Origin of the sequence: Actinoplanes campanulatus, from assembly GCF_014647795.1 — a bacterium.
GTDB classification, from domain to species: domain Bacteria; phylum Actinomycetota; class Actinomycetes; order Mycobacteriales; family Micromonosporaceae; genus Actinoplanes; species Actinoplanes campanulatus.
In genome coordinates, this window is sequence record NZ_BMPW01000084.1 from 1 (window position 1) to 752 (window position 752).

1 protein-coding gene is annotated in these 752 nt (G+C 68.8%); it reads right to left on the reverse strand.

What is annotated here, in order from left to right:
* On the reverse strand, positions 1-752 hold a 752-nt coding region (locus IEZ13_RS46155), incomplete at both ends, for an AMP-binding protein (RefSeq protein ID WP_189285818.1).

The following is a 752-nucleotide window of genomic DNA, read 5'->3' on the forward strand; positions in this document are numbered from 1 at the left end:
CCTCGCCGAGTTCGATGCGGAAGCCGCGGATCTTGACCTGGTCGTCGGCGCGGCCGAGGAACTCGAGCTTGCCCTCGGTCGTCCAGCGGGCCAGGTCGCCACTGCGGTACATGCGCGTGCCGGGCTCACCGAACGGGTCCGGCACGAACCGCTGCGCCGTCAACGACGCACGGCCCAGGTAGCCCCGGGCCACACCCGGACCGGCGACGTAGATCTCGCCGGGCACACCGACCGGGACCGGCTGACCGGCCTGGTCCAGCAGGTAGACCGCCAGGTCCGGCAACGCGACACCGGCCGGGCTCACCGACGGGTTCGCCAGATCCTCAGCGGTCAACTCGTGGACCGTCACGTGGACCGTGGTCTCGGTGATGCCGTACATGTTGACCAGCGCGACCTTGCCGGCCCACGGCTGGATCTCGGCGATCTCCAGCTTCTCGCCACCGAAGACCACCGACCTGAGCGACAGCTCGTCGAAACGGCCGTCCGCCACCGCGGTCAGCGACCGGAACGCGGTCGGGGTCTGCGAGAGGAAGGTGACCTTCTCGTCCACCAGGAGCTGGAAGAAGTCCTCCGGCGAACGGGCGACCGACCTCGGGACGACCACGACCGTGCCGCCGTACATCAGCGCGCCCCACATCTCGAACACCGAGAAGTCGAACGCGAACGAGTGCACCAACGACCAGACGTCGCCGCTCTGAATGCCCAGCTCGGTGCGGCACACCTCCATCAGGCGCACGACATTCGCGTGCGTG